The sequence below is a fragment of the Streptomyces sp. NPDC033131 genome (genome assembly GCF_055578365.1).
This window is the reverse complement of record NZ_JBVIPA010000042.1, coordinates 52381-71510: the sequence shown is the minus strand read 5'-3', so window position 1 is coordinate 71510 and position 19130 is coordinate 52381. Positions and strand designations below refer to the sequence as shown.

Genomic DNA, 19130 nt, shown 5'->3' with positions numbered 1-19130 from the left:
CGGGCCCCTGCCGAAGGCCGTCGGCGGCGGGCGGTCGGGGGATCAGGGTGCCCGCACGCCACCCCGGACAGAGCGGCGACGGGATGCGCGGTTCGGCTCACGCCGGGCGACCACGGCGTCGTACGTTGGCGTGATGAGTGACTCTCCGGCCGAGTACACCGCCCGTGGCGAACCCGCCGATCTCATCGTCACCGGCTGCACCGTCCTCGTGCACGACGAGCGGGAGCGGATCGGGTTCGAGGAGGACGCCGCGATCGTCGTACGGGACAACGTCGTGGAGTCCGTGACGAGCGCCGCCGCCGTCGAAGGTCTGCCCGCCGCCGAACGCCTCGACGCACGTGGTCAGGTCGCCCTCCCCGGTCTGGTCAACTGTCACACCCACGCCCCGATGGTCGCGCTGCGCGGGCTCGCCGAGGACCTGCCCACCGAGGAGTGGTTCAACGACGTCGTGTGGCCCGTGGAGGCCAACCTCACCCGGCGGGACGTGGAGCTGGGGGCGCTGCTCGCCTGCGCCGAGATGATCCGGGGCGGCGTCACCTGCTTCGCGGACCACTACTTCAGCATGGACGCGGTCGCCTCGGTCGTCGCCGAGAGCGGAATGCGGGCCCTTCTCGGCGAGGCGTACTTCTCCTCGCAGGGTGCTCAAGGGCGGGAGGGTTCCCTGGAGTTCGCCCTACGGCACCGTGGCGGCGCCGGCGGCCGCATCACCACCGCCCTCGCCCCGCACGCCCCCTACACCGTGGACGACGCCGACCTCGCCGCCACCGCCGACCTCGCCCGCGAGCACGGCCTCCCCGTCCACATCCACGCCGCCGAGAACCGCGACCAGACCGACGCCAGCCTGGCCCGGCACGGCGCCACCCCGATCGAGGTCCTCAAGCGCACCGGGATCCTCGACACGGACGTCCTGCTCGCGCACGGCAGCGGCATCGTCGAGCGCGACCTGCCCCTCCTGGAAGGCGCCGCGGGCCGTACGGCCGTGGCCACCGCACCCCGCGGATACCTCAAGTTCGCCTGGCCCGGCACCACACCGGTGCGCGCCCTGCGCGACATCGGCATCCCGGTCGGACTCGCCACCGACGGCGCCGCCTCCAACAACTCCCTCGACGTGTGGGAGTCGATGGCCCTCACGGCCCTGATCCAGAAGTCCACGACGGGCGACCCGCGCTGGCTGACCTCCCGGCAGGCACTGCACCACGCCACGCTGCAGAGCGCCCGGGCGGTGGGTCTCGGCGAGGCCGTCGGCAGCATCGCGCCCGGGCGGCGGGCCGACATCGTCCTGGTCGACCTCACCGGCCCGCACACCCAGCCCGTGCACGACCTCGCCGCGACCCTCGTGCACAGCGCCCGCTCCTCCGACGTCCGGACGACGATCGTCGACGGGCGGGTCCTCATGCGCGACCGCGAGCTGCTGACGATCGACGTCTTCGAGGTGGTGGCGGAGCTGGGGGAGAGGCTGCCCGCACTCGTCGACCGGAGTCACGGCAAGCGGATCCAGGACTACGACACCTGAGCGGCCCGGAAGAGAAAACCGCGGCGGCGATGAGTTCCGTACCGTCCGTCGGTCACCACTCGCAGTCACCGCTCGGAACGGACCGTCGCACAGGAGGAGCCATGTCGCTTCCGGAGATCGTCTCGCGTGCCGAGTGGCGCGCGGCGCGCGCGGAGCTGCTGCTGAGGGAGAAGGCCGTCACGCGCGCGCGGGACGCGCTCAACGCCGAGCGGCGCAGGCTGCCGATGGTCGAGACGCACACGGAGTACGTCTTCGAGGGCGGAGACGGCAAGGCCACACTGCTCGACCTCTTCGAGGGGCGCCACCAACTCGTCGTCCACCACTTCATGTTCGCGCCCGAGTGGGACGCCGGCTGCCTCAGCTGCTCGGGCTTTCTGGACCAGATCGGGCATCTCGCCCATCTGAAGGCACGCGGGACGACGTTCGCCGCCGTGTCGAGAGCGCCGTACCCGAAGATCCTGCCGTTCAAGGCGCGGATGGGCTGGACCGTGCCCTGGTACTCGTCGTACGCGAGCGACTTCAACCTCGACTTCGAGGTGACCCTTCAGTACGAGGGGAAACTCGTCGAGCGGCCGGGCGTCAGCTGCTTCCTGCGGGACCGGGGCCGGGTCTTCCACACCTACTCGGCGTACGAACGCGGCCTCGACGGGCTGGGCTCCACCACGAGCCTGCTGGACCTCACCGCGCTGGGACGACAGGAGGAGTGGGAGGAGCCCCAGGGGCGCGCGTCGGCTCTCGGGGCGCCCGCCGGCAGTGAGCGCATCCGATATCACGATGAGTACGATGAGTGACACGAACGGTAGCGGAAGTGACCGTTTGGTAACCAGGTCCTCACGCTGCGCGCTGAATCCGTGTCAACTACGTCTCAGTCCGGCAACCGACCGAGGCTTTCGGCCTCCGGAGAGCGTTAACTCCTCACAAGTACGACGCTTTCTGGAGGTGCAGGGTGGTGAACGGGCGAACAGTGCTCGAACGCTTTCCCGCAGGTGGGCCGCGAGGCTCGTGGCCGGCGGAGGAGTTCGCGCAAGCGCGACGACTTGAAGGCATGCCCGCCGAGGTCGTGATGGACCTGGCGACGGACACCTTCCTGGTGATCGTGCGAAGTGGGGAGACGGCGGCCGACGCCGTCGCGTGAGGTCAGCCCGCCTTCGGGGCGGGCACCTTCGCCGTGAACTGCTCCGCCTGGAGCGAGTACAGCTCCGCGTAGATCCCACCGGTCGCCAGCAGTTCGTCGGGCGTCCCGGACTCCACGAGCCGCCCCTGGTCCAGCACGTGCACCAGGTCCGCGTGGCGTACGGACGCCAGCCGGTGGGTGATGAGGATGACCGTCTGGCCGGTCCCGGCCAGGGCGCGGATCTTCTCGAAGACCTCCAGCTCGGCCCGGGCGTCCAGGGCCGCGGTCGGTTCGTCCACGATCAGGATGCTGCCCTGCCGGTAGGCGGCCCGGGCGATTCCCAGCCGCTGCCATTGACCGCCCGACAGCTCGTGCCCGCCGCTGAAGTTGCGGGCCAGCAGCGTGTCCAGGCCGCGCGGCAGGTCCGCCAGCACCTCCTCGGCCCCGGCCTCCCCGACCGCGCCCGCCACGCGCTCGTCGGTGAGCGGGGCCGAGGAACGGCCGACCGCCACGTTGACGCGGGCCGTGAACGGCCACCGCTTGAAGTCCTGGGCCACCATCGCGACGCGCTCCGCGAGCAGATGCCGGTCCGCGCCCGCCGCGTCCACGTCGTCCCACAGGACCCGGCCCCGGTCGGGGGCGTACAGCCCGGCCAGCAGCTTCACCAGCGTGGTCTTGCCGGATCCGTTCTCGCCGACCAGTGCGACGATCTTGCCGAGCGGGACGGTGAGCGTCACGTCGTCGAGGGCGGGGCGGGCCGCGTCACCCGGATAGGTGAAGGTGACGTTCTCGAACCGGATCTCGCGCGGATCGTCCGGCAGGGCGGCGCCGCCCACCGGAATCGCCCGCTCGGCCGCCTCGACGTAGAGCCGCTGGAGGTCGCCGACGAACAGTGCCTCCTCGTGCAGGGAGTTCATCTCCACGACCAGCGTGGCGAGGCTCTGCGAGCCGGTGCGGATGGCGATCACGGCCGTGCCCGCCACCGACAGGGCCATCGCGCCGGCCAGCAGGAGCCCGCCCAGCGTCGCGTACGTCGCCGCCGTCGCCAGACCCGTCCAGGCCGCCGCGATCAGACCCGTACGGGCCGCCAGCCGGGCCAGGCGGGCCTGTTCCGCCTCCGCCGTCTCGGACATCTCGCGGAAGTGGCGGAGCAGGAACGGGCCCACCCCGTGCACGCGGATCTCGGGAGCCGCCTCCGGCTCGATCAGCAGGGCCCCGAGCAGCCGTCCCGCGCGCGCGTGCTGCACCCAGGTGTGGAACGACTCGTAGCGGCGGCGCGCGTTCGTCAGCGCGCTCCAGGCGCTCGGCAGGGTCATCGTCACCAGCAGCGGCAGCAGCGCCGGATGCAGCACGGTCAGTACGCCCGCCGCTGCGATCAGCGAGATCATCGCGTTCACCACGCGCGTGGCGTACGAGATCATCCGCCGGGCGGACGTGGCACCGTACTGCGCGGTGTCCAGCAGCTTGTGGAAGGCGTGGTCCTCGATCGCGGACAGTTCCACGGTCGCCGCCCGCTCCAGATACCGTTCGGTCGCCACCCGCTCGACCTTGGGCTCCAGGCGCCCGGTGGCGTACGTCGACGCGGCCCGCAGCAGCGCCCCGACCAGCATCACCGAGGCCATCACGACCAGGGCGGGTACGGCCCCGCGCAGCCGGTCCTCCAGGGCGCCGCCGCCGATCAGCCGGCCCAGCACGCTGTTCACCGCGAGCAGGCTCACCGCCTGGGTCAGGCCCCGGCCGACCTCGGCGGCCAGGACGGTCCGGGCGGCGCGCCGGTCGGCCTGCCAGGCGAGCCGGAAGCTGGCCGTCAGCAGGGACGGCAGGCGGGTGATCATGGCCCGGAAGTTCAGCTCCAGGAACGCGTCCGCGTGCGAGTTCCAGCCCATGTCGTAGCGCAGCGGGCCGCCGAAGAGCAGCTGCTCCGACTCGGAGACCTCGGGCTTGTCCGGGACGCCCTCGCCGCGTCTGTTTCCCACCGTCGGCCTCCCGCGATCGTGGACGAACGGCCACTATCGCGGGGGCGGACACCCGAGGGGCAGGGCGTGTGCCGAAGAGACGGGAGCGCGCGGGCGCACACCCGAAGGGTCAGGGCCTGTCCGGCGGGTCATGCCGCAGACGCGGGGCCTGGCACGCCGGTCTGCGGCTTTCTCGTCGGTTGCCGACTCCGCCACTCTCGACTTCCCTCCCGCGGGGCCCATCGCGTCGACGCCCTCCTCGGCCTTGCAGCTCGAGGCACCAGGCCCCGCTCGCCTGCGTCGATGAGGCGCCGTGGATGTCCTGCGACTTGATCCGCCGGACAGGCCCTACGCGCTGACCGGCCGGGACCAGGTGGGAGTCGTGCCGGTGAGCCGGCACAGGGCCAGGAAGAGCGGTATCGGCGGGGTGTACGGAAGCGTGCCGTCCGGCTTGTGGATCAGCTCGGGGACGCCGGGCGCGTCGGGGACCGTGGCTCCGGTGGCGTAGCGCGCGGGGGCGGGCCACTCCAGGGCGTAGTCCGAGTCCGCCGGAACGATCCACCACCAGTGCGTCTCGTCGGCGTAGACGCATCCCATCTGCGGCAGCCGGGACCTCAGCAGCGGACCGAGGCGGGCGGGCACCGCCACCGCGTCACAGCCCAGCGGGGCCGTCATGCCCTTCGGCAGGGGCAGGCCGCGCGGGGTTCCCGGTGTGGGCAGCGCGCGACGGAGGCGGACCAGTGTGTCCAGGTTCAGCACCTGGCCGCCACGGGCCCCGGCGGTCACAGCCTCCCCCGATCCCGGCTCCGCTCCGTCGGGGGTGTCCCCATGGCCCACGACCCGTGCGGGCGTGCCTCGGTGCATGTCCGGTGAGGGCGCGCCTCGGCGTCGGGCAGCGCTCGGTGGTGTGTCGTTTCTTCTTTTTCCGGCTCCGGACGTGTCGAGGGTGCGGGAGCCGCCTTGGCGGTCGTCCCGTGGTGCGCCTCCGCCGCGTCCTCCTCGCCCGAACCGCCGGACGGCCCCGGCTTCGGGCGGGCTCCCCAGCCCAGGTCGTTGCGCGGGACGTCGGCGTCGTCGCGAGGGGTGTCGCCCTTGCGCGGCAGCTCCGCCCAGACCAGCAGTCCGGGTCCGGGACCGTGCTCGTGGGCCCCCCAGCTGTGACAGAGGGCGTCGACGAGGAGCAGCCCCCTCCCCTGCTCCTCCTCGGGCCGCTGCGGGGACGAGTGCGGCTCACCCGGTGCGCAGCCCTCGTCACGTACGGCTATGCGCACGAGGTCGTCACCGTCGTGCAGCTCGCAGACGACGCTGCGGCTCGCGGTGTGCACGATGGCGTTGGTGACCAGCTCGGAGACGACCAGGGCCGCCGAGTCGCAGGTGTCCTCGCAGACCGACCAGTGGGTCAGCCGGGCCCTCGTCAGCCGTCTGGCCTGCGCGGGAGAACCCGGGTGTGCGGCCAGCTCGAAACGGAACCGGCGCGCGGCAGCGGCCCTGTCGGGGCTCACTCCCGCGGCGGCGCCGAGACCGGTGGGGCGGTCCGCAGCGGCATCTGTTCCTAAGGGCGGGGACGGAATCACGCTTGCCACTATCGCCCCGCCGTGAACACTTGGCAAGTGTCACTCTGAAAAATGCAGAGTGCCGGGTGACGCGGTGAAGTGCCGTGGCACACTGCTCGCAACAGCACGTCGAGCGGCGCCAGTTGGGATCAGCGAAGATCCGTACAGATCTTCGAATAGATCTTCGAATGGCGCCGTAGGGCTGTCAGCATGCTTTTGTGACCGGCCCGATCCCCTTGGTGGCCGTACTGTCGGGGCTTTCCGGCAGGGACTTAGTGGAGGTGGAGGGTGAGCGAACCGCGGTCCGCGCCGACAGTCGGCCAGGTCGTCCTCGGTCGGCGCTTGCTGGACCTGCGCGAGCGCGCGGGCCTCAAGCGTGAGGAGGCCGCCCGTATCCTCCGCGTCGCCCCCGCCACGGTCCGCCGTATGGAGATGGCCGAGGTCGGGCTCAAGATCCCGTATCTCCAGCTGCTCCTGAAGGCCTACGGCGTCACCGACCTGGAAGCCGAGGGCTTCGTCCAACTGGCCGAGGAGGCCAACCGGCCCGGATGGTGGCAGCGTTTCCACGACGTCCTGCCGGGCTGGTTCTCCATGCACGTCAGCCTGGAAGGCGCGGCCGCCCTCATTCGCCAGTACGAGCCGCACTTCATTCCCGGCCTGTTGCAGACCGAGGACTACGCGCGAGGTGTCCTGCGGTCCGGGGCCATCGGACAGACCAGCCCCGACGACATCGAACGCCATGTCGCCCTGCGCATGCAACGCCAGGATCTGCTCACCCGTCAGGATGCCCCCCGGCTGTGGGTCGTGATGGACGAGACCGTGCTGCGCCGCCCCGTCGGGGGCCCGGAGGTGATGCGTGCCCAGATCGGCAAACTGCTCGACGCCACGAAGCTGCCCAACGTCACGCTGCAGGTCGCCCCGTTCGCCAACGGGCCGCACCCCGGCACGTACGGGCCCTTCGTGCTGTTCCGATTCGCCGTGCCGGAACTCCCGGACATGGTTTACAGCGAGTACCTGACCGGCGCCGTCTACCTGGACGCGCGCGCGGAGGTGGCGACCCACCTCGAGGTCATGGACCGCATGGCGGCGCAGGCCGCTACGGCACATCGCACGAAGGAGATCCTCCGGGATCTCCGCAAGGAGTTGTGAATGGATCGCATCAAGCCGCGCCTACGCGTCTACAACGGCATGCCCGCGCGGGACTTGGGGAGCGAAGGCTGGCACAAGCCGTGGAGCGGCGGCAACGGCGGGAACTGCCTGGAGGCGATGAAGCTCGCCGACGGCCGGATCGCCGTGCGCCAGTCCACCGACCCGGACGGTCCGGCGCTGATCTACACCACGGACGAGATGACCGCGTTCATCGAGGGTGCGAAAGCGGGGGAGGCCGACTTTCTGCTGTCGTGACGTGATGGGCTGACTGCCGCTCAACTTTCTTGTCTTGATGCTCAATTGATGGATATCGATGATATTGATGAATGTTGATGGGTGTTGAATCAATGGTCGAGATCGACACCACCAAGCCCCACCCGGCGCGCATGTACGACTGGTACCTCGGCGGTGAGGACAACTATCCCGTCGACGAAGCCATGGGCCGGCAGATGCTCACCCTCGACCCGCGTGTTCCGGTGATGGCACGAGTCAACCGGGCGTTCATGCACCGGTCCACGCGCTGGCTCGCCGAACACGGCGTACGCCAGTTCCTGGACATCGGCACCGGCATCCCCACCGAGCCGAACCTCCACCGGATCGCCCAGCGCGTGGTGCCCGACGCACGCGTCGTCTACTGCGACAACGACCCGATCGTCCTCACCCACGCGGCGGCCCTGCTGCGCGGCACGGACGAGGGGGTGACCCACTACCTCCAGGCCGACGTGCGGGATCCCGACGCCATCCTCGAAGGCGCCGGGAAGATCCTGGACTTCAGCCGGCCTGTCGCCCTCTCGCTCATCGCGCTGCTGCACTTCGTCTCCGACGAGGACGGCGCGCACGAGCTGGTCGGCCGGCTGCTGTCCGAACTGCCCTCCGGAAGCCATCTGGTGGTCAGCCATGCCACCGCCGACTTCACGCCCGAGGAGTCGAAGGCGGCCACAGAAAAGCTCAAGGCCGCCGGAGTCACGCTGGCGCTGCGCTCCCGTGCGGAGTTCAGCCGTTTCTTCGACGGCCTGGAACTCGTCGAGCCGGGCATCGAGGTGCCGCAGCTGTGGCATCCCGAGCTGGGGGAGCCGGTCCCCGGGCAGGACGACGGGGTCATTCCCGGATACGGGGCGGTGGGGCGCAAACCCTGACCGCGGGTCTCTCGCGACCCCAGCCCTTACAGCGAGGTCCGGATCCGGCGGGGCGCGTCCACGAGACGGTTCACCATGACCACCGGAAGCGGCGGCTGCTGCGCCTTGCTGGGGCTGAGGTTCAGCCCGTAGCAGATCTGCTCGATCGACGGCGGTCCGGCCGCGAGGTCGCGCCGGACCGCCGTCGCGGACGACTGCTCCCCGGTCCGGACGAGACAGGCCGCGGCCGCCGCGCCCGTACGGCCGACTCCGGCCCCGCGGTGCACGAACACCGGCCCGGAGGCCTCGGCGACCACGCCGAGGAAGTGCCGCACCTGATCGGGGCTCGGCGTCTGCCCGTCGCGAATGGGCAGGTGTACGACGTCCAGTCCGGCTGCTCGGGGGATTGGCGAGCTGCGCCGCGCTCAGGTCCTCGGGCGCCGTACGGGGCGCTACCCGCCCGGCTCCCGCCTCACCGCTTGGACCCCGCAGGCAACGGGAGTGCGGCGCTGGGCCGGTCCAGCGGGACGGCGGCCGGGAGGCCGGCCTCGAACAGGCCGGGCACGCCCTGCCCTGCTTCGGGCAGTGGAGAGGAAAGTCGAGAGGAGACCGGTGCAGCGGTACGGCCCCCCGGCGCGGCTCCTCCGTGGGCAGCAGCGGACGGCTCCGGCGAGGGACAGGACACCGCACGTGGCCGCTCCTCCGAGGACAGGAATCCCCAGGCCTACCCGGCCGGCGGCAGCACCCCGCACAGCGCCTCCAGCGCCGCCTCGTACGCGTGTTCCGAGGGTGTCGCATACCCCACGACCAGGCCGTCCCGGGCCGCCATGGCGGTGTCCGGGTGCCGGAACCCGGCGAGGCCGTCCAGGGCGACGCCCTGCCAGGCGGCGGCCTTGACCGTGGAGCGCTCGGTGCCGGGCGGCAGCCGCAGCACGGCGTGCAGTCCGGCCGCGACACCGGTGACCTCGACGTGCGGCGCGTGCACGGCGAGCGCCGCGGCGAGCCGGTCCCGGCGGCTCCGGTACCGCTGCCGCATCCGCCGCACATGACGGTCGTACGACCCACCCGAGACGAAGTCGGCAAGGCTCAGCTGGTCCAGGACGCTCACCCACGCCTCCCGCTCGCCCTTGGCCGCGAGGACGCCGTCGACGTACCGCTCCGGAAGGACCATCCACCCGAGCCGCAGCGCCGGGGACAGGCTCTTGCTGACCGAGCCGACGAAGATCACGCGCTCCGGGTCGAGCCCCTGGACGGCGCCGACCGGCTTGCGGTCGTAACGGAACTCCCCGTCGTAGTCGTCCTCGACGATCACGCCTCCCCGCGCGCGTGCCCAGTCGACGACGGCGGCCCGGCGCGCGGGATCCAGCGGCCCGCCGGTCGGGAACTGGTGCGCGGGCGTGAGCAGCACGGCCCGCTCCCGCCCCAGCCGCTCGACCTGCGCGCCGCGCTCGTCCAGGGGCAGCGGTACGGTCCGCACCCCGGCGGCGTCGAGAAGCTCCCGGTGGAATCCGAGCCCGTACGCCTCCACCGCCAGCGGCCCCCGCAGCACCCCGCCGCCCCCGCCCCTGTCCTGGCCGAACAGCAGCCGCAGCGCGTGCGCGAAGCCGGAGCAGATCACGATGCGGCCCGGCTCGGTGCGTACGCCACGCGCGCGTGCCAGGTATTCGGTGAGCGCCTCTCGCAGTTCGACCCGGCCGGCGGGATCGCCCGGCCCGAACACCTCGTTGGGCGCCTGCTGGAGGGCCCGCCGGTAGGAGGCGAGCCAGGCCGTGCGCGGGAACGACGACGCGTCCGGAGTGCCCTGGCGCAGGTCGTGCCGTGGTCCACGCGCGCGTGGAGGTGCCTTCCAGGGCACCCGTGCGGCGTGTCGCAGCGGTTCGGCACGCTCGGCGACCCGGGTGCCCGAGCCCTGCCGCGCGGTGAGCCACCCCTCCGCGACGAGCTCGGCGTACGCGTCCGCCACCGTGTTCCGGGCGACCTTGAGGTCGGCGGCGAGCGAGCGGTACGGCGGCAGCCGAGTCCCGGGAGCGAGCCGCCCGCTGCGCACCGCCTCCCGCAACGCCCGGATCAGCGCCGCCCGCCGCCCGCCGGGGCCGGACAGCTCCAGATGCAGGTCGGCGCCGATGCGCTCGGCGGAATTGACCCACGATTCATCCATGGAAATGCACCCTACAGAGGGTCTATCCGGCTCGTAGGTTGATGCACATGACGACGAACACGATCGACACCACGACCGCTGACAGCACGACGGCTGACGTCACGGACACCGGCAACACGACAGCTGACCCCACGACCGTCGGCTCCGCCGCCGCGGTGGCCCGGGCGGAGGCCCGGCGGTCCCGCCTGGACTTCGCGAAGTCCGCCCCGAAGGTATTCCGCGCCCTCGTCGGCTTCGACGCCGCCGCCCGCGAAGGCCTCGACCCCGCCCTCGTCGAGCTGATCCAGATCCGCGCCTCGCACCTCAACCACTGCGCGTACTGCCTGCACATGCACACGAACGACGCGCGCAAGGCCGGCGAGAGCGAGGACCGGCTGCACATGGTCGCCGTGTGGCGCGAGGCCCGTCACTTCTACACCGAGAAGGAACAGGCGGCCCTCGCCCTCACGGAAGCGGTGACCCTGGTCGCCGACGGCGGAGTCCCCGACGACGTCTACGCCCGGGCCGCAGCCCACTTCGACGAGGACGAACTGGCCCACGTCCTCGCCCTCATCCTCGCGATCAACACCTGGAACCGGGTGGCACTGTCCACGGGCAAGGTGGCGGGCACGGACGAGCGCCGCTAGGCGTTCGGGCTCTGCACGACCAGGACGAGCTCTGCACGACCAGTTCGGGCTCTACACGACCATGGGCCGGTCGTACGGACCGATGGGTGCCGGCAGCCGTGAACTCCCCGTCAGATGACGGTCGACGGCCGCCGCCACCGCCCGCCCCTCGGCGATGGCCCACACGATCAGCGACTGACCGCGCGCGGCGTCACCGGCGGCGAACACGCCGGGGACGTTGGTCGCGAAGCCCGCGTCCCGCGTGAGCGTCCCGCGCGGCTCCAGGCCCAGCCCCAACTGGTCGACGAGACCGTCGGCCCGGTCGGGCCCGGAGAAACCGAGGGCGAGGAGCACGTGGTCGGCGGGCAGGGTCCGCCCGGTGCCCGGCACGGGCCGGCGCTGCGCGTCGACCTCGACGAGATGGAGCGACCGTACGTGTCCGTCGGCGTCCCCGGTGAAGCGGAGCGTGGACGCCGCGAACAGCCGCGCGTCCGCGTCCGCCGCCGGGGCCGTCCGCAGCACGCCGGCCTCCTCGTGCGCCGCCGACAGCCGGTAGACCTTCGGGTACGTCGGCCAGGGGTCGGTGTCCTCGTCCCGCTCGGCGTCCGGCTGCGCGTAGATGTCCAACTGCGTCACGGACGCGGCCTCGTCCCGCACCGCCGTGCCCAGACAGTCGGCCCCCGTGTCCCCACCGCCGACGATGACGACATGCTTCCCGGCGGCGGACATCGGCGAGACCTCAAGGTCCCCCTCGCACACCCGGTTGGCCAGTGGCAGATACTCCATCGCCTGGTGGACACCGGCCAACTCCCGCCCAGGCACGTCCAGTTCGCGCCAGGCCGTCGCTCCGGTGGCGATCACCACGGCGTCGTAGCGCGCCCGCAGCTCGGCGGCGCCGACCTCCCGTCCCACCGCGGTCGACGTACGGAACTTCGTGCCCTCGGCCCGCATCTGCTCGATCCGCCGCTCCAGATGGTGCTTCTCCATCTTGAACTTGGGGATGCCGTATCGCATCAGCCCGCCGAGCCGGTCGTCCTTCTCGTACACGGCGACCGTGTGTCCCGCCCGGGTCAGCTGCTGCGCCGCGGCAAGCCCGGTGGGCCCCGACCCGATCACCGCGACCGTCCGCCCGGACAGCCGCTCCGGCGGGCGCGGCGGTGCGAACCCGGACTCCCACGCCCGGTCGGCCACGGCGACCTCGACGTTCTTGATGGTGACCGCCGGCTGGTTGATGGCCAGCACACACCCGGTCTCGCAGGGCGCCGGGCACAACCGGCCGGTGAACTCGGGGAAGTTGTTGGTCGCGTGCAGCCGGTCGGCGGCCGCACGCCAGTCCTCACGCGACACCAGGTCGTTCCACTCGGGTATCAGGTTGCCGAGCGGACAGGCGTCGTGGCAGAAGGGGATGCCGCAGTCCATGCAGCGGTCGGCCTGCTTACTGATGATGGGCAGCAGTGCCCCGGGGACGTACACCTCGTCCCAGTCCCGGACCCTCTCCTCGACCGGCCTGCGCGGCCAGTCCTGGCGGGGCGTGGTCATGAATCCCTTGGGATCGGCCATGAGCGTCTTCCTTGCGTACGCGTGCGACGCTTGCGCGTCCGACGTGGCCGTGCGTCATCGAGCGGCACTCTTTCGGAACGCCTGCGGAATCTCCTGCGGAAGTCTTCGGACCCTCGTGCGGAACGCCGTCGGAGGCTCGCTCGATCCCCCTTCGGAGGTTCTTTCGGCCACGATACGTCCCCTCGCCCACTCGCGCAGAGCGTCGGACAGCGCCTTGTCGCCCGCCGATGGGGCGCCTGCCATCAGGTGAGAGCCAGTACGTACGCGAGGGCCGCGGCCGCCGAGGCGACCGTGCGGACGTGGTTCCACAGCGTCCACTCACGGACGTACGTCGGCCAGTACGCCGCCCCTTCCCGGGTGTCCGGATCCATCCTGGCCAGCGCGTCGTTTCGCGGCACGTTCGCCACCATGGTCAACCCGAACACGCCGAACAGGTACAGCCCGCTGCCCACCAGCAACTCCACCGTCCCCTCGTCCGGCCACAGCACGAACGTCACCACCGCGATCACCGCGCACAGCACCGCCGACCCGGCGAACACGACCATGAACGCCGGCCGCACCGCACTCACGTTGATCGCGTTCATCGCGGCGACCCCCTGTGCGGGCGGCAACGCGGCGAGCCCTCGCATCACGAACGTCGAGAACCCGCAGAAGACCCCGGCCACCAGCCCGGTCCCCAGGACACCCAGCACGGTCAGTGCGAAATACGGACCCTCGATCATCCCGACACCCACTCCCACATCCGGCCGGGCTTCTGCCCGGCCCCGCCCGGCACCACCGGTCACGACAAGTGAATCCCCGCCCAGACCCACGAACCATGCCCGAACCGCGCGGGGGCATGCGCGAGCGTCCAGCGCTCCACCGGCGGTGCCCGCCCCTCAGCCGACCTCCGCCTCCGCTCCTGCCGCCATTCCCGACATCGCCTCCGCCCGCCACCCCCGCAGCACCGTCTCCACCCCCGCCGCGATCCGCCGTCGCGCCTCGTGCCGTGCCACCCCGCTCATCAGCAACTGGTCGTACGGCGTGTCCACATGCCGTACGGACGCCACGACAGCCGAGATCACCGCCCCGTCGGACAATGCGCGACCCGCCGCGCTCCGCCCGACCCGTCCGCTGCCCCGTGCCGAGGCATGCTCGGCGATCGCCCGCGCCCGGGCTGCCGGGCACCCCGGGAAGAGCCGCCGTATCTCCGCCGCGAAGGCGTCGGTGAACCGCAGGTGCTGAGCCGCCCGCCGCGCGGCGTCCCGCACCCGGCGTCTGCGACGGGCCTCCGCGTCCGCCAGGCAACGTCTCTCGGCCCGGGCGAGCCCAGCCTCCTCGACGAGGACGCCTTGCCGCTCGTAACGGCCCTTGCGCCGGTTGAACCGTACGACCACCGCCGACAACGCACTCTCCTCCCGCGACCTGCGGGTCAGAGCCGTGTCGCCGCGCGGCAGGAACACCAGGTGCCCGAGGTCCGCACAGTCGAGGCACCGCGGCGCACCGTCCTCCAGCACGAGCATCGACAACGGACCGCCGCAACACTCCGAGCAGGGCCGTCTCCGCAACGGCTGGATGACGAGAAGCCCCGTCCGAGGCGGGGGAATTTCGGGAGCTGCCATACGGTCTTCATGCCCGCCGCCGACGTCCGGAACTACGCCCTCCGTGCCCGACTCCGCCGCGCCGGCGCCCGCGCCCGCATCCCCAGGACGAACCACCGACACCGGCGTCCGATGACCGCCCGTCCGCCCGCCCGGCCCGAGCAGGTTCGCGAACGCCCCGACGACGACCAGCCGCCGCGGGCCTGACGCATCATGGGCCGTGTGCGACTCGAAGCGATCACCTGGGACCGGCTCGGCGACCTCCTGGCAGAGCGACTGCTCGACCTGAAGCCGGCCGACGGCAGCCCCTGGCCGCGCGTCGCGTTCGACGGCGCCCCGGCCGCCCGCCCGGGCGACCTCGCCGACCGCGTCTGCGAGGCCCTGCGCATACGCGGCCGCCCCTCGCTGGTCGTCGGCACCCACGGTTTCCTGCGCCCCGCCTCGCTCCGCCTGGAGTACGGCCACCAGGACGTGGACGCCTACTACGACGGCTGGTTCGACACCGGTGCCCTCTGGCGCGAGGTCTTCGGCCCCGTGGAACCCGGCGGCGACGGCCGTGTCCTGCCCGACCTGTGGGACCCCGCCACCGACCGCGCCACCCGCAGCCCTTATGTCCAACTTCCGCCAGGCGGCTTGCTGTTGCTGCACGGCCCCCTCCTGCTGCGGCACTGGTTTCCCTTCGACCTGACCGTCCACGTCCTCCTCTCGTCCGGCGCCCTGCGCCGCCGCACCCCCGAGGCCGAGCACTGGACCCTCCCCGCCTTCGAGCGCTACGAGGAGGAGGCCGACCCGGCCGGCACGGCCGACGTCCTGGTGCGCGCCGACGACCCACGACACCCGGCGTGGAGCGGCTGACCCGAGCCCGCGACCCCCGCATCAGCATCTCGGTGTTCGACCTCGCCAACCCCTACAACTCGGTCGAGATCCGCGGCGCCGCCGAAATCCTCCCGGACGAGGGCAAGCGGCTCCCGTACGACCTCTCGCACAAGTACCTCGGCATCGACCCGCCCGCCGAGAAGGACGACGAGGTCCGGTTGATCATCCGCGTCGTCCCGCGGAAGATCGTCGGCTTCTCGGCCTGAGCACGAGGTCCGGGGTGCGTGCGCCTGGCCACGCGGCGAGAATGTAGGGCGCCGGGACTTGCGGTGCTCTCTCTCGCGCCGCGCCGGCCGCCCGGCACCGGGAGGTACTTCATGACCACCGCCGGAGACATCATGCACCGTGGGGCCCAGTGGATCCCCGCCCACGAGACCCTGGACCGCGCCGCCCAGCTGATGCGCGAGCTGAACGTCGGAGCACTGCCCATCAGCGACGAGAACGAACGGCTCTGCGGCATCCTCACCGACCGCGACATCGTCGTCGGCTGTGTCGCCCTGGGCCACGACCCGGCCAGGGTCACCGCGGGCGAGATGGCCCACGGAACCCCGCGCTGGATCGACGCGGACGCCGATGTCAGCGAGGTGCTCCACGAGATGCAGGAGCACCAGATCCGCCGGCTCCCCGTCATCGAGAACAAGCGCCTGGTCGGCATGATCAGCGAGGCCGACCTGGCCCGGAACCTGGCGGAGGACCAGATCGCGACCTGGGCCGAGAGCGTGTACGCCAGGCCCCCCGGCCGCCACTGACCCCCGTGCCGGGCGGCGTCCCCGGTCGTCAGAGCCAGCCGTTGCGCCGGAAGCCGCGGTACAGCGTCAGACATGCGACGGATATCACGCCGATCACCATGCCGTAGCCGTACCGCCAATGCAGCTCCGGCATGTGCTCGAAGTTCATGCCGTACACGCCGCAGACCATCGTCGGTACGGCGACGATCGCGGCCCACGCCGTGATCTTCCGCATGTCCTCGTTCTGCGCGACCGTCACCTGCGCGAGGTGCGCCTGCAGAATCGAGTTGAGCAGTTCGTCGAACGCGGCGATCTGCTCCTTGGCTCGCAGCAGGTGGTCGGAGACGTCGCGGAAGTAGGCCTGTATCTCCGGATCGACCAACCGGATCGGCCGGGTGGCGAGATCCTCGAGCGGGCGGCCGAGAGGGACCACGGCCCGCTTCAGCTCCAGGAGTTCACGCTTGAGCTGGTAGATGCGTCCCGCGTCGACACGCGCGCCGTTCTCCGCGAAGACGGCCATCTCGACCAGGTCGATGTCCGCCTGCACGGCATCGGTGACGTGCAGATAGTCGTCGACCACGTGGTCCGCGAGCGCGTGCAGCACCGCGGCCGGTCCCTTGGCGAGTTGCTCGGGCGCGGCCTCCAGCTCCTCGCGCAGCGGGCCCAGTGAACCGTGCCGTCCGTGTCGTACCGTGATCACGAAGTCGCGGCCGACGAACACCATGATCTCGCCGGTGTTGACCACTTCGCTGGTCGCCGTGAGTTCCTCGTGTTCCACGTAGCAGACCGTCTTGAACACCGCGAACAGTGTCTCGTCGTAGCGCTCCAGCTTCGGGCGCTGGTGGGCCTCGACCGCGTCCTCGACCGCCAGCGGATGCAGGTCGAAAAGCTCCGCGATCCCCGCGAACTCGTCGTCCGTAGGCTCGTGGAGACCGAGCCAGACGAAGCCGTCGCGGTTCTTGCGCACCCGTTCCACGGCGTCCACCAGGTCGACGCAGGCCGGCATCCGGACGCCGTCCCGGTACGTCACGCAGTTCACCACCGAGGAGCCCAGCGGGGACCGGGCCGGGTGGCTCAGGTCGACGCGCGGGCGCCGCCGGGCCAGCCGTGCCACCTTGCGGAGGCCGCCGACCCTGCCGAGGCTCGTGACCTTCCGCAGATTCCCTGCCATGGACATCTGGATCTCCTTGCGTGGATCTCCCTCGCGCCGTGTTTCCGCGCCCTGGCGAGCCAGTTTGCCAGCTCGGGGTGTGGACCGGGTAAGCCTGTGGGAACACGAGGTTCCGCTTGGTTCCCGGCTGTGGACAACGGATCCGGCTGTGGGTGACTTTCCGGCCGTGGACACGGCGGACCCGGTCGGCCGGGCGTCCGCCATCTCGTCGTGGGCACCGCGTCGACGACTCCGAACAAGCCGGACAACTGGGATGATCGCGGCATGACGCGAACCGACGGGTATCTCCTCGACAACCGGCAGAGCGAGGCGGCGGAGCGTTTCGACGCCTTCGCCACTGTCTTCGACCCTACGACCTTCCGGCACCTCGAAGCGCTCGGCATCGGATCGGGCTGGCGCTGCTGGGAGGTCGGCGCCGGCGGCACCTCCGTGGTGTCCTGGCTGGCCAAGAAGGTCGGCCCGACCGGACGGGTCGTCGCGACCGACACCGAGACCTCCCGCCTCGCCGCGGCCGCCCGGCCGCCGGTCGAGGTACGCGTCCACGACGTGGGTGCGCAGGAGCCGCCGGGGGAGGGATTCGACCTGGTCCACGCCCGCCTCGTCCTCGTCCACGTGCCGGACCGCGAAAGGGCGTTGCGGTCCATGGTCAAGGCCCTGCGGTCCGGCGGGCGGATCCTGGTCGAGGACGCCGACCCCGCCCTGCAGCCCCTGCTCTGCCCCGACGAGCACGGCCCCGAGCAGCAACTGGCGAACCGGCTGCGGCAGGGTTTCCGTCAACTGCTCGCCGACCGGGGCGCCGACCTCGCCTACGGCCGCAGGCTGCCGCGCCTGCTCCGCGATGCCGGCCTGCGCCGGGTGGAGGCCGACGCGTACTTCCCGGTGACCTCGCCCGCCTGCGCCGCGCTGGAATCCGCCACGATCCGCCAGATCCGCGACCAGCTCGTCGCCGCGGACATCGCCACGGACCAGGACATCGACCGGCACCTCACCAACGTGGCCTCCGGCAGCATGGACCTCGCCACGGCACCGATGATCTCGGCGTGGGGACGCAAAGCGTAGAGACACGGCGGGAATCGACGCCGACAGCCCACGGCGGCGGCACAAACCGGAGCAGCGTGGCGGCCGTACGTGTCCGAGCCGCCCGCTTCCGTCAGGCGTCCACCGGCGGCCGGCCCCCCACCCGCTCGACGGCCACGGCGCCCGCCCGGCACCCCTCCGCCGCCGCGGCTTCCGGCCCGGCGCCCATGAGGAGGGCGGCGAGGAAGGCACCCGTGAAGGCGTCGCCGGCTCCGGTGGTGTCCCGGAGCGTCGCCGGGACCGCCGGGACGTGGGCGACCACCGTGCCGGAGCGGGCCACCAGCGCACCCTCCGCGCCCTGCTTGGCGACGACCAGCGGGACGTGACGGCTCAGCTTGGCCGCCGCGTCCGCCGCCTCGGGCAGTCCCGTGAGCAGGCATGCCTCGTCTCGGCTGGGCAGCAGGACGTCGACGCCCTCGATGAGCGTCAGAAAGCGGTCGACTCCCAGCTCCACGAGGAAACCGGCCGACGCCGGATCCAGGCTCACCGGCACCCCACGCGTGCGTGCCGCCGCCAGCGCGACCGCCACCAGCGCGCGGCTCTGCTCGGAGAACAGCAGGTATCCCGACAGATGAAGCCGCGCGACCCCGTCGAGCAGCGTGTCCGACCAGTCGTCGGGCGCGAGCCGCAGCGACGCCCCGCTGTCCGTGAGGAACGTCCGCTCAGCGGCGTTCCCCGCGTCGACGAGGCAGATCACCGTGCCGGTCGCCGCCTCGGGGTCGACGACCAGCCGGGGCTGTACACCGCACGCGACCAGCTCCCGCTCGTGCCAGGCGGCCGAGTCCGCGCCCACTCGCCCGAGCAGCCTCACCTCGGCACCGCCGCGGTGCGCGGCCCAGCAGGCCACGTTGGCGCCCGCGCCGCCCGGCACCGTCCGGATCGTCGCGGCCGTGTCGGTGCCCGCCGCGAGGGGGCCTCGGTGCCGGGCCACGACGTCCGTGATGACGTCCCCCACGACCAGGAGCGCGCCGTCCGG

At 71.8% G+C, this 19130-nt stretch carries 21 protein-coding genes; 11 read left to right on the top strand and 10 right to left on the bottom strand.

Annotation, left to right across the window (positions count from 1 at the left end; genetic code table 11):
- The first annotated feature begins 133 nt into the window (after positions 1-133).
- The 3 genes from ACZ5XS_RS37285 (at position 134) to ACZ5XS_RS37275 (ending at position 2648) form a co-directional block, all read left to right on the top strand.
- A complete protein-coding gene (locus ACZ5XS_RS37285) occupies positions 134-1513 on the top strand; it encodes an amidohydrolase (protein WP_468659017.1) in 1380 nt (459 codons plus the stop codon).
- Between the two features lie 101 nt (positions 1514-1614).
- Positions 1615-2304, top strand: coding sequence for a DUF899 domain-containing protein (locus tag ACZ5XS_RS37280; RefSeq protein ID WP_468659015.1), 690 nt, complete (start codon positions 1615-1617; stop codon positions 2302-2304).
- A 158-nt stretch (positions 2305-2462) separates the two neighbouring features.
- Positions 2463-2648 carry a hypothetical protein gene (locus ACZ5XS_RS37275; protein WP_217235642.1) on the top strand — a complete coding sequence of 62 codons (186 nt, stop codon included), beginning with the start codon at positions 2463-2465 and terminating at the stop codon, positions 2646-2648.
- A gap of 2 nt (positions 2649-2650) precedes the next feature.
- Here the strand turns inward: ACZ5XS_RS37275 and ACZ5XS_RS37270 are convergent, their stop codons facing one another.
- The 3 genes from ACZ5XS_RS37270 to ACZ5XS_RS37260 all read right to left on the bottom strand — a co-directional run bounded on the left by ACZ5XS_RS37270 (position 2651) and on the right by ACZ5XS_RS37260 (position 6192).
- Complete coding sequence (locus ACZ5XS_RS37270) at positions 2651-4513, bottom strand: ABC transporter ATP-binding protein (protein ID WP_468659039.1); 1863 nt, start codon at positions 4511-4513, stop codon at positions 2651-2653.
- Positions 4514-4930: 417 nt separating this feature from the next.
- Positions 4931-5368 carry a hypothetical protein gene (locus ACZ5XS_RS37265; protein WP_468659013.1) on the bottom strand — a complete coding sequence of 146 codons (438 nt, stop codon included), beginning with the start codon at positions 5366-5368 and terminating at the stop codon, positions 4931-4933.
- Entirely contained in the window at positions 5365-6192 is an 828-nt protein-coding gene (locus tag ACZ5XS_RS37260) for an ATP-binding protein (protein ID WP_468659011.1), read from the bottom strand. The genes ACZ5XS_RS37265 and ACZ5XS_RS37260 overlap by 4 nt, the downstream gene beginning before the upstream one ends.
- A gap of 231 nt (positions 6193-6423) precedes the next feature.
- On the opposite strand from ACZ5XS_RS37260, the gene ACZ5XS_RS37255 reads away from it, so the two are divergent.
- The 3 genes from ACZ5XS_RS37255 to ACZ5XS_RS37245 all read left to right on the top strand — a co-directional run bounded on the left by ACZ5XS_RS37255 (position 6424) and on the right by ACZ5XS_RS37245 (position 8420).
- Positions 6424-7284, top strand: coding sequence for a helix-turn-helix domain-containing protein (locus ACZ5XS_RS37255; protein ID WP_468659009.1), 861 nt, complete (start codon positions 6424-6426; stop codon positions 7282-7284).
- Positions 7285-7539, top strand: coding sequence for a DUF397 domain-containing protein (locus ACZ5XS_RS37250; RefSeq protein WP_210575902.1), 255 nt, complete (start codon positions 7285-7287; stop codon positions 7537-7539).
- 77 nt (positions 7540-7616) lie between these two features.
- Positions 7617-8420, top strand: coding sequence for an SAM-dependent methyltransferase (locus tag ACZ5XS_RS37245; RefSeq protein ID WP_468659007.1), 804 nt, complete (start codon positions 7617-7619; stop codon positions 8418-8420).
- Between the two features lie 26 nt (positions 8421-8446).
- Here ACZ5XS_RS37245 and ACZ5XS_RS37240 read toward each other — a convergent pair whose 3' ends face one another.
- Positions 8447-8767: a phosphatase domain-containing putative toxin gene (locus tag ACZ5XS_RS37240; RefSeq protein ID WP_468659037.1), complete on the bottom strand. Its 321-nt coding sequence runs from the start codon at positions 8765-8767 to the stop codon at positions 8447-8449.
- A gap of 356 nt (positions 8768-9123) precedes the next feature.
- On the bottom strand, positions 9124-10557 hold the full coding sequence (gene pdxR, locus ACZ5XS_RS37235) for a MocR-like pyridoxine biosynthesis transcription factor PdxR (RefSeq protein ID WP_468659005.1): 1434 nt from the start codon (positions 10555-10557) through the stop codon (positions 9124-9126).
- A gap of 41 nt (positions 10558-10598) precedes the next feature.
- On the opposite strand from pdxR, the gene ACZ5XS_RS37230 reads away from it, so the two are divergent.
- Positions 10599-11183: a carboxymuconolactone decarboxylase family protein gene (locus ACZ5XS_RS37230; protein ID WP_468659003.1), complete on the top strand. Its 585-nt coding sequence runs from the start codon at positions 10599-10601 to the stop codon at positions 11181-11183.
- 51 nt (positions 11184-11234) lie between these two features.
- On the opposite strand, the gene ACZ5XS_RS37225 is transcribed toward ACZ5XS_RS37230, so the two are convergent.
- From ACZ5XS_RS37225 to ACZ5XS_RS37215, 3 genes are all read right to left on the bottom strand, one after another.
- On the bottom strand, positions 11235-12722 hold the full coding sequence (locus tag ACZ5XS_RS37225) for a glutamate synthase subunit beta (protein WP_468659001.1): 1488 nt from the start codon (positions 12720-12722) through the stop codon (positions 11235-11237).
- Between the two features lie 242 nt (positions 12723-12964).
- Positions 12965-13444 (bottom strand): anthrone oxygenase family protein, encoded by a 480-nt coding sequence (locus ACZ5XS_RS37220; RefSeq protein ID WP_468658999.1) that lies wholly within the window; start codon positions 13442-13444, stop codon positions 12965-12967.
- Positions 13445-13600: 156 nt separating this feature from the next.
- Positions 13601-14323, bottom strand: a complete 723-nt coding sequence (locus ACZ5XS_RS37215; RefSeq protein WP_468658997.1) for a DUF2293 domain-containing protein — start codon at positions 14321-14323, stop codon at positions 13601-13603.
- A gap of 192 nt (positions 14324-14515) precedes the next feature.
- Between ACZ5XS_RS37215 and ACZ5XS_RS37210 the strand changes: the two genes are divergently transcribed.
- The 3 genes from ACZ5XS_RS37210 (at position 14516) to ACZ5XS_RS37200 (ending at position 15927) form a co-directional block, all read left to right on the top strand.
- The gene (locus ACZ5XS_RS37210; RefSeq protein ID WP_468658995.1) at positions 14516-15157 is read left to right on the top strand and encodes a nucleoside/nucleotide kinase family protein; all 642 of its coding nucleotides are present in this window, start codon (positions 14516-14518) and stop codon (positions 15155-15157) included.
- Positions 15145-15384, top strand: coding sequence for a pyridoxamine 5'-phosphate oxidase family protein (locus ACZ5XS_RS37205; RefSeq protein ID WP_468658993.1), 240 nt, complete (start codon positions 15145-15147; stop codon positions 15382-15384). The genes ACZ5XS_RS37210 and ACZ5XS_RS37205 overlap by 13 nt, the downstream gene beginning before the upstream one ends.
- A 111-nt stretch (positions 15385-15495) precedes the next feature.
- Positions 15496-15927 (top strand): CBS domain-containing protein, encoded by a 432-nt coding sequence (locus tag ACZ5XS_RS37200; RefSeq protein WP_468658991.1) that lies wholly within the window; start codon positions 15496-15498, stop codon positions 15925-15927.
- 28 nt (positions 15928-15955) lie between these two features.
- Here ACZ5XS_RS37200 and ACZ5XS_RS37195 read toward each other — a convergent pair whose 3' ends face one another.
- Positions 15956-17083: a magnesium and cobalt transport protein CorA gene (locus ACZ5XS_RS37195; RefSeq protein WP_468658989.1), complete on the bottom strand. Its 1128-nt coding sequence runs from the start codon at positions 17081-17083 to the stop codon at positions 15956-15958.
- Positions 17084-17341: 258 nt separating this feature from the next.
- On the opposite strand from ACZ5XS_RS37195, the gene ACZ5XS_RS37190 reads away from it, so the two are divergent.
- Positions 17342-18136: a methyltransferase domain-containing protein gene (locus ACZ5XS_RS37190; RefSeq protein WP_468658987.1), complete on the top strand. Its 795-nt coding sequence runs from the start codon at positions 17342-17344 to the stop codon at positions 18134-18136.
- 91 nt (positions 18137-18227) lie between these two features.
- Here ACZ5XS_RS37190 and ACZ5XS_RS37185 read toward each other — a convergent pair whose 3' ends face one another.
- Complete coding sequence (locus ACZ5XS_RS37185; RefSeq protein ID WP_468659035.1) at positions 18228-19115, bottom strand: carbohydrate kinase family protein; 888 nt, start codon at positions 19113-19115, stop codon at positions 18228-18230.
- Positions 19116-19130 lie beyond the last annotated feature (15 nt).